This window comes from Nonomuraea aridisoli (assembly GCF_003236395.1).
Lineage (GTDB): Bacteria > Actinomycetota > Actinomycetes > Streptosporangiales > Streptosporangiaceae > Nonomuraea > Nonomuraea aridisoli.
In genome coordinates, this window is record NZ_POUD01000093.1 from 23,287 (window position 1) to 29,370 (window position 6,084).

The following is a 6,084-nucleotide window of genomic DNA, read 5'->3' on the forward strand; positions in this document are numbered from 1 at the left end:
TATACGCCTGGGAGGTATCAGTCAAGTGTGAGCCGGCACTGCCGGTCTGACGCCGAGGCGATGATCGACGGGCTCAGTGGCCGTGGTGGTACTGGTGCATCACCGCGTGGCCCTTGCCTCGGGAGATCAGCCACTTGTTCACCGGCGTCGTCACGACGAAGGCCACCGCGAAGGCTCCGGCCAGGGCGACCCAGAACAGCCAGCTGTTCAGGCCGGCGTCCATGGCGCCGGGCACGGTCAGCATGACCGCGTTGTCCACGATCTCCATGACGGCGATCGAGATCGTGTCCGCGGCCAGCGCGACCTTCAACGCGGCGCGGAAGTCGACTCCGGTGCGGAGCACTCCGCGCATCGTCAGCGCGTAGCCGAACACGAAGGCCAACGCCACCGCGAGCACCACCGTGGCCATGTTGGACATGCCCGTGACGGTGCCGATGACCATGCCCAGCACTTCGCCGATGGCGCAGCCGATCAGGCAGTGCAGCGTCGCCTGCGCGGCCATCCCCCAGGTCGCCGCGGTGGAGCCGGCCGGGTGGTGCTCACCCGAGTGGTCGGCGTGGTCCTGCTCGGGCGACCGGGTCGGCCGTGGGTGATCGCTGTGGTCCACGATGAGGCTCCTTGGCTGCCATGATACGGGTATGGGGTATAAGGCAACAGCGTAGCGGTAGCGCGCAAATGCCTCCATAAGCGGCCATACGTCTCCCTTCCCGAACCCATCTACCGAAGGCGACTGCGGCGGAACGCGTACGGACCTCGCATCTCGCTACCGGGAAAGAGCCGATCCCACGTGGTCGGCATCGGTCACTTCGTCCTGGTCTGGCGCTCGGCGACCAGTCGGAAGACGCGCTTGAACTCCGCGTACGCCTCCTCGCCGACCGCCCGCGCGTGCTCTGCCTCCAACTCCACCAGGACGGCGTCCGCCTTCTCCATGTGATCGCGGCCCAGTTCGGTGGGCACGATCAGCTTGGCTCGGCGGTCGGCGGGATCCGGCCGGCGCTCCACGTACCCGAGCGCCACCAGTTCGTCCACCAGGGTGCCGATCACCTGCTTATGCTGGCCCGACTGCGCGGCGAGGTCGGTGGCGCGGCTGCCCTCCACGTCCAGGTAGGCCAGCACCGCCCCGTGTCGCGGCCTGACCTGCGCATGCCCCATCTCCGACAGCCGGGAGAACAGCTCCTTCTGCAGGCTGAACAGCGTCCGGCTGGACATGACCCCCAGGTCCGGCGCCTCACGCTTGCGCTCGCTCCTGCGCACGGCACGCCTCTCATTTAGTCACTATTTTTGACGGTCACTAATTCTTACTATATCGTCCTGGCATGACGACGACTGTAGAACTCACCAGGTTCCGCGTCTCTCCCGAGCGCGCGGCAGAGCTGCTGGCCGCCCGTGGCCGGATGATCGCGGACTTCCAGGCCGACCGGGACGGGTTCCTGGACGCCAAGCTGGTCGAGCTGCCCGAGGGCGAATGGCTGGACATCGTGGAGTGGCGCTCGCCGGCCGACTTCGCGGCCTCCCGCGCCAAGGGCGGCAACCTGCCGGGGATCCAGGCCTTCTTCGCCCTGATCGACGAGGTCCTCTCGATGGAGGAGGGGACATCGCGATGACCGTCCTGATCACCGGCGCCACCGCCCGGAGACGCTGAGCCAGGCGTCCGCGACCACGCCGATCAGCTCGGCGGATGAGGCCGCGCCGGCGCCCGGTGGAAGTCGACGCCGGCGAAGTGGCCATCGGTGAAACCGAGGCGCACACCGTCGCAGTGTGCGAACGGCGCACCCCACGTGTGGTGCGCGGCATCCGGCAGACACGCCACCAACGCCAGCTCGATCGCCCCTCCGTGCCCGATCACCAGCGCCGACCCGCCCTCCCCGACACCGGCCACCGTCTCCGCCCAGATCGCGCGGTGCGTCTCGGCCACGGCGGCCGCGCCACGACCCTTGCGGACGATGTCCGCGATCTCCCGGTACGGCTGTGTCCAGGACCACTGGGCATGCCGAGGGATCTCCCCGGACACGTACCCGGACGGCATATCCACGGTGTCGTCGACGGCGAAGCCCATCGCGATGGCGGTCTCCACCGCGCGAGGCGACGAACTGGTGACGACGCGCTCGTACGGGCCGGCTCCGGAACCCAGGAACCGGGCCAGGGCGATGCCGTCAGCCGACAGGTGAGACCCTCGGCCGCGCGTCGCGCCCTTCTTGGTCAGGCTGTGCCTGCGCACCTCGAGCCAGCGCATGTCACGCCGTACCGAGCTGCTCGCCGAGCGTCTGAGCGTCGGAGATCACCCAGTACTCGGCGAACCTGCCGTCGCGGGCGCGCAGGATGTCATGCCCGCTGAAGGCGATCCGGGTGCCCTCCGGCGCGGTGGCCCCCGGGATGCCGCCCCGGTAGTCGCCGGCGAACGTCCAGCGCGCCGAGACCAGGTCGCCGTCCACGATCGGCCCCACGTCCAGGGTGATCTCGACGCCCGAGAACGGGGCGTGCCCCTGCCGGAGCGCCTCGACCAGCCCGCCGGGCCCGGAGACGTCCATGCCGGGCCAATGCCCGGTGAAGTCGGGCGTGACCAGTTCGTACGCCAGGTCGAAGTCGCCGGTCCAGAGCTCGAGCAGCCAGCGTCGGTAGAGGTTCACCAGCATGCGGATGCACTCCCGCAGATGGTCGGGTCCAGGTGTACGGCCACATCTTCAGCCGCACGCGGCCCACGGACAAGAACCCCGGTTCGTCTTGGCTGGTGAGGCGATCCGGCACGGTTCCTGTCCCCCGTGAGAGCTACCGCGGATGTCCGTTCCAGTGGGATTTCACCGCCCGTTCCGCTGCGTAACGTCCATGGCGACGCAGGAGACCACCTGCGGAGACCCGGTCGAGAGGAAAGCGATCATGGCCCCCACGGATCACCCGGAGAGCGCCCATGCCTCCACGCGCAGGTTGCGGAAGTTCCGGTTCCCCGTCCTGCTGGTCGCGTTGTTCGGGGTGATGGTGGCGGTCGCCGGGATCAACCAGCTCGTCTCGCCTGTTCCGATCCTCGCCCTGCCGGTGGGCGTCGGCCTGGCCGTCGCCTGTGTGGCCTGCTACCGCCGGCTCTGCCGAACCGTCGAGCTCCGCCCGAGCGTCCCCGAACTCGAGAAGACGGGCGGACGGGCCCAGCTGTGGCGTGGGGCGCTGCTCGGGTCCGGCCTGTTCACCGCGTTGATGGTGCTGATCGCGATGTTCGGCGGCTGGCAGGACGTGTCCTGGGGCTCCTTCGGCGGGTTCCTCGGCACCGCCGGCATGATGGCGAGCGTCGCGGTCGTCGAAGAGCTCCTGTTCCGGGGGGTTCTGTTCCGCATCATGGAGGAACGCACCGGCACCGTGCTCGCCCTGGTCGTATCCACGCTGCTGTTCGGTGCGACGCACCTGGTCAACGCCAACGCCACACTGTGGGGCACGCTCTCGATCGCGTTGACGGGCGGGGCCATGACGACCGCCGCCTACGTCGCCACCCGCTCGTTGTGGTTGCCGATAGGCCTGCACTTCGCCTGGAACTTCACCCACGCCGGGATCTTCGGCGTCGTGCTCTCCGGGTCGGACGTGGCGCCGAACGGCCTGCTGAACGTCACACTGTCCGGCCCGTCCGCTCTGACCGGCGGCACGTTCGGTCCCGAGGCCAGCCTGCTGGCGCTGCTGGTCTGCCTGGTGCCCACCATCGTCCTGCTGCGGCGGGCCGCCCGCGCCGGCCAGATCCGGCGCCGCTCGCCCCGCCCCAAGCTCCCCGCCTGACCACCCGGCGCACGCGAACTGGCCGAATGTGGCCAAAGCGTTGCCCGGTGCGCGGTCGCCGGAGCGACGATACTGGCACCGTTGTGAGGGCGAGCCGACACCGCTGGAGGAGCCACAGATGATCACCGACCCGACGATCACCCGGATCGGCGAGGGAGTGGCGCTCCACCATCACCAGGGTCAGCGTGAGGCCGCTCGCGACCTGTTCGCGCAGATCTGGGACGACATCGGCGGCGAGCAAGGCGACCCGCTGCACATCTGCGTCCTCGCCCACGCGATGGCCGACGTGCAGGACGACGTGAACCAGGAGCTGATCTGGGACCTGCGCGCGCTCGCCGCCGCCGACCTGATCACCGACGAGCGGGTGGCGCAAGCCGGAGTGACGCTTTCGGTGGCCGGCTTGTACCCGTCGCTGCACCTGAACCTGAGCGAGTGCTACCGCAAGCTCGGCGACCTCGGCCGCGCCCGTGACCACCTTCAGCAGGCGGAGGCCACGATCGGCGCACTCGGCGACGACGAGTACGGACAGCTCATCAAGAGCGGCCTGGAACGGGTGGCCGAACAGCTGCGAAGCGAGCCCCAGCCGGAGAACGGCCCCCAGCACTGAGCCGCGCCCGGCCGAGCCTGCTAGCGGCCGATCTTGTCCAACTCGGCGAGTTCCTCGTCGGAGAGTGAGAGGCCCGCGCCCGCGACGTTCTCGCGCAGGTGCGCCACCGACGAGGTGCCGGGAATGAGCAGGATGTTCGGCGACCGCCGCAACAACCAGGCCAGCGCGACCGACATCGGCGTCGCCCCCAGCCGGGCGGCCACGGCGGAAAGCGCCGTGGACTGCAGCGGGGTGAAGCCGCCGAGCGGGAAGAACGGCACGTAGGCGATGCCCTTGGCGGCGAGATCGTCGATCAGCTCGTCGTCCTGGCGATAGGCCAGGTTGTACATGTTCTGCACGCACACGATCGGCGCGATCGCCTGCGCCTCGGCGACCTGTTCCGCCGTCGCGTTACTCACTCCAAGGTGCCGGATCAGGCCCTGCTGCTGGAGTTCGACGAGGGTCTCGAACGGCTCGGCGAGCGAACCGGGCCGGGGCCCCTGAGCGTCGCCGAGCCGGAGATTGACCACGTCGAGCGCATCGAGGCCGAGGTCCTCGAGATTCTCGTGGACGGCGCGGCGCAGGTCCTCGGGCCGCCGGGCAGGGGGCCAGCCCCCCTGCTCGTCACGGACCGCGCCGACCTTGGTCACGATGTGCAGCGACTCCGCATAGGGGTGCAGCGCCTCACGGATCAGCCGGTTGGTGACGCGCGGTCCGTACGCACCGGCGGTGTCGATATGGGTGATCCCGAGGTCGGCGGCCTCGCGCAGGACGGCGAGCGCGCCGTCGTGGTCGGCAGGCGGGCCCATGACCCCGGGGCCGGCGAGCTGCATGGCGCCGTAGCCGAACCGGGTGACGGTCAGATCACCCAGGGTCCAGGTGCCGCCGGGCAGTGACGCGGACGATGTGTTCATGCCTGTGCCTTTCCTGACGCAGCAGAGCGTTACTTGTCACGTGGTTCGCCGTTCCTTGCCGGCCCCGCTACCAGCGGGGTCTCGTCTCGATGTTGGCTCGCGGACGAGCGGTGCCGCCAACACCGATGCGGTGCCCTGTCATACTCAGCAGGTATCACGGAGCTATGGTGTGGCCATGGACACCCTGGAGACCCGCGAGCTGAGGTACTTCCTGGCCGTCGCCGAGGAGCTGCACTTCGGCCGCGCCGCCGAGCGCCTCGGCATGGCCCAGCCACCGCTGTCCCGGGCAATCCAGCAGCTCGAACGACGCCTCGGCGTCACCCTGCTGAAACGCAACCGCCGCGGCGTCTCCCTGACCGGTGCCGGAGAGGTGCTGCTGCACGAGGGCCGCGCAGCCCTCGACGCGACCACCGCCGCCGCCCGCCGCACCCGCCGCGCCGGCGGCGCCGACGGTCCGGACGGCCCCCGCAACCGCCTGGTCCTGGCGGTGAAGGCCGGCGCGTCTCACGAACTGCTGCACAAGCTCCTCGACGCCTACGCGGCCGAGCCCGACGCCGCCGAGATCGAGGTGCTGCCCAGCGGCACGTGTGAGCAGGGAAGCATGCTGCGCGACGGCCGCGCTGACGTGGCGCTCATGCACGCGCCGTTCAACTCCCTCGCCGGCTTCGACAGCGAGGAACTGATGACCGAGGGACAGATCGCCATCCTGCCCGCCAGGCACCCTCTCGCCGCGCGCAAGACGTTGTCCCTGGCCGATGTCAGCGACATCCCCGATCTTCCGCTCGCCCGCTGGTCCCGCGACGGCACGTTCCCACCCTGTCTCTTATACAC

General features: G+C 69.7%; 9 protein-coding genes. 4 read left to right on the forward strand and 5 right to left on the reverse strand.

The window, feature by feature from the left end; translation table 11 throughout:
* Window positions 1-73: 73 nt before the first annotated feature.
* Together C1J01_RS22540 and C1J01_RS22545 are read right to left on the reverse strand one after the other, a co-directional pair.
* Window positions 74-607: a DUF4396 domain-containing protein gene (locus tag C1J01_RS22540; RefSeq protein WP_235854599.1), complete on the reverse strand. Its 534-nt coding sequence runs from the start codon at window positions 605-607 to the stop codon at window positions 74-76.
* A 194-nt stretch (window positions 608-801) separates the two neighbouring features.
* Window positions 802-1,254, reverse strand: a complete 453-nt coding sequence (locus tag C1J01_RS22545) for a MarR family winged helix-turn-helix transcriptional regulator (protein WP_111180955.1) — start codon at window positions 1,252-1,254, stop codon at window positions 802-804.
* A gap of 62 nt (window positions 1,255-1,316) precedes the next feature.
* On the opposite strand from C1J01_RS22545, the gene C1J01_RS22550 reads away from it, so the two are divergent.
* A complete protein-coding gene (locus tag C1J01_RS22550) occupies window positions 1,317-1,604 on the forward strand; it encodes an antibiotic biosynthesis monooxygenase family protein (RefSeq protein WP_111180956.1) in 288 nt (95 codons plus the stop codon).
* Window positions 1,605-1,666: 62 nt separating this feature from the next.
* On the opposite strand, the gene C1J01_RS22555 is transcribed toward C1J01_RS22550, so the two are convergent.
* Window positions 1,667-2,233 carry a histidine phosphatase family protein gene (locus C1J01_RS22555; RefSeq protein ID WP_111180957.1) on the reverse strand — a complete coding sequence of 189 codons (567 nt, stop codon included), beginning with the start codon at window positions 2,231-2,233 and terminating at the stop codon, window positions 1,667-1,669.
* A gap of 1 nt (window position 2,234) precedes the next feature.
* A complete protein-coding gene (locus tag C1J01_RS22560) occupies window positions 2,235-2,633 on the reverse strand; it encodes an ester cyclase (RefSeq protein WP_111180958.1) in 399 nt (132 codons plus the stop codon).
* Between the two features lie 241 nt (window positions 2,634-2,874).
* Between C1J01_RS22560 and C1J01_RS22565 the strand changes: the two genes are divergently transcribed.
* Together C1J01_RS22565 and C1J01_RS22570 are read left to right on the forward strand one after the other, a co-directional pair.
* Window positions 2,875-3,753 (forward strand): CPBP family intramembrane glutamic endopeptidase, encoded by an 879-nt coding sequence (locus tag C1J01_RS22565; RefSeq protein ID WP_111180959.1) that lies wholly within the window; start codon window positions 2,875-2,877, stop codon window positions 3,751-3,753.
* A 118-nt stretch (window positions 3,754-3,871) separates the two neighbouring features.
* Window positions 3,872-4,360: a hypothetical protein gene (locus tag C1J01_RS22570; RefSeq protein WP_111180960.1), complete on the forward strand. Its 489-nt coding sequence runs from the start codon at window positions 3,872-3,874 to the stop codon at window positions 4,358-4,360.
* A gap of 20 nt (window positions 4,361-4,380) precedes the next feature.
* On the opposite strand, the gene C1J01_RS22575 is transcribed toward C1J01_RS22570, so the two are convergent.
* Window positions 4,381-5,253 carry an aldo/keto reductase family oxidoreductase gene (locus C1J01_RS22575; RefSeq protein WP_111180961.1) on the reverse strand — a complete coding sequence of 291 codons (873 nt, stop codon included), beginning with the start codon at window positions 5,251-5,253 and terminating at the stop codon, window positions 4,381-4,383.
* A 175-nt stretch (window positions 5,254-5,428) separates the two neighbouring features.
* On the opposite strand from C1J01_RS22575, the gene C1J01_RS22580 reads away from it, so the two are divergent.
* The coding region (locus C1J01_RS22580) for a LysR family transcriptional regulator (protein ID WP_111180967.1) at window positions 5,429-6,084 on the forward strand (656 nt) is incomplete at its 3' end.